1 protein-coding gene is annotated in these 2,272 nt (G+C 75.7%); it reads left to right on the top strand.

Going from position 1 to position 2,272, the window contains the following annotated elements; all coding sequences use genetic code 11:
- Positions 1–2,272, top strand: a 2,272-nt coding sequence (locus tag GT354_RS30565) for a DUF5682 family protein (RefSeq protein WP_237535619.1), incomplete at both ends; no start/stop codon positions are given.

Genomic DNA, 2,272 nt, shown 5'->3' with positions numbered 1-2,272 from the left:
GCTCGTGGAGGCCGCCGCGCCGGGCTCACCTGCGGAGGCCATCCGCGGCGCGGCCCTGACGGTGGGGTGGGCGCTGCGGCGCGACGCGGGCGCGGTGGACCCGGTGGACCTGCGGCGCGAGGCGTGGATGCGCGGCGTGCTGCGCGAGGCCACGGCATCGGGCGCGAAGGCCGCGGCGGTCGTGGGCGCGTTCCACGCACCGGCGCTGCTCGACGCCGACGCCGACGCCGAGGCGCCCGCCGACGATTCGGGATCCGCCTCGTGGATCGGCTCCGACGTCACGATGTCGCTGATCCCCTACACCTACGCCCTGCTCGACTCCCGGTCCGGCTATCCGGCCGGCATCCGCGACCCCGAGTGGCAGCAGTCGGTCCTGGAGTCCGGCGGCGATCCGGCCGCTCTGCACGACGCGCTGCTGCACGCGGCGGTCCGGATCTGTACCGAGTTGCGCGGCCAAGGCCATCCCAGCGGCCCGGCCGACGCCCGGGAGATCGTCCGCCTCGCGGGCGACCTGGCCCGTCTGCGCGACCTGCCGGCCCCCGGCCGCGGCGAACTCCTGGAAGCCGTACAGACCGTGCTGACCCACGGGGAAACCCTCGGCCGAGGCCGAGCCGTGGCCCGCGCGCTCGAACGCGTCCTGGTCGGCACCCGCAACGGCCGCCCCGCGCCCGCGGCCCCGCGCAGCGGCCTGGGCCCCGAGGTCGAACGCCGACTGAGCGAACTCAACCTGCCGGGCCCCGCGGCCCCGGCCGAACGCGACCTGCGGCTGGATCCGCTGCGCAGCGACCTCGATCGCCGGCGCGAACTCCTGCTCCAACAACTGACGACCTGTCGGATCCCGTACGGCGAACCGGTCGCGGTCACCGGAGCCGGCGGCGCCGACGCGGTCACCACCCGCTGGCGAGTGCGCTGGACCCCGTCGACGGCCGCCCTCCTGGACGCGACGGGGGCCAGGGGCGTGACCCCGGAACAGGCCGCCGAAGGCATCCTCCAGGCCCAACACCGCAAGGAACTCGACGACGGCGGCGCCACGTCCGCCCAGATCCTCACCGGCCTCGAACGCGCCGCCGCGTGCGGCCTGCCGACCCTGACCGCCACGCGCCTGACCGAAACCGCGACCACCCTCCCCACCATCGCCACCCTCCCGGACCTCCTCACCGCCCTGACCCTGACCGACCGCATCCACAACGGCCACTTCGCCACGGCAACCCCGCCCGGCCCGTCCGCCCGCCCCGAAACCGCCCCCACCCCGCAGCCCGCCGCTGCCAGCAGCAAGAACCCCACCCCGGACCCCGACGGCACGGGCCCGGTACCGGCGGCCGTTCCGCTGTCGGCCGACCTCGAAGGCTCGGCCCCCACTCGGTTCCGCGACCCGGAGGCCGACCAGCGCCCCGAACCACACGACCGGCCCGCCGGAGACGGCGAGGCCGGCGGCAGCGGCGAGAGTGGCGGCCGTGACCACGCCAGTGGTCGGCGCGTCGGTGGGGAAGGCCGGGAAAGCCGGGAAGGCGATGGGGGAGACGTGACCCATGACGTCTCGCAAACCCTGCTCACCGCCGCCGTGCGACACCTCGACGGCCTGACCGGCTCCGACGACCCGGCCGACGCCCGCGCGCTCGCCGACCTGGCCGCCCGCGCCGACACCTTCGGCGGCACGCGTCTCACCGCCGGACTGACCCGCCTCGCGGCGGACGGCTCACCCCTGATCGCCGCCGCGGCGGGCGCGGTCCGCGTCCTGCTCGGACACGAGGCCCCCGAAGCCCTCGGCGACCGCATCGGCTCGTGGCTTGACACCGCGACCACACCCGCGACCAGGGCAGCCCTCACCCGCCGCCTGGTCGGTCTGCTCACCGCAGCGGGCCCCCTGCTCCAAACCGGCGGCCCGGTCCTGCAACCCCTGCTCGATCGCGTCGACACGCTGCCGGACCGAGCCTTCATGGACCGCCTCCCGGCTTTGCGTGGCGGCTTCGACACCCTCAGCCCCGCAGCCCGAGACCGAGTCCTGGACGCCCTGGCCGACCACCTCGGCGACCACGTGCACACCAACGTCGATCCGGTGGAACTCGCCATCTGGACCGCCGCCGACCTGGCCGGCAAAGCCGCCGTGACCACAAGATCCCTAACCCGGACCCAACCCACCCGCCCACAGCCCGCAGCCCCGAACCCAACAGCCGGCCCGCCCCCCACAAACCAGGCCACGGGGCCGGACACGCCCACCACCAGCCCGAATCCCGCAGCCCGCCCCGAAAACGCAACGGGTGGTGCGGGTGGG

The sequence above is a fragment of the Streptomyces sp. SID3343 genome, assembly GCF_009865215.1.
GTDB lineage: Bacteria > Actinomycetota > Actinomycetes > Streptomycetales > Streptomycetaceae > Embleya.
The sequence above is the reverse complement of the archived record's forward strand: the minus strand, read 5'-3'. Positions and strand labels throughout refer to the sequence as shown.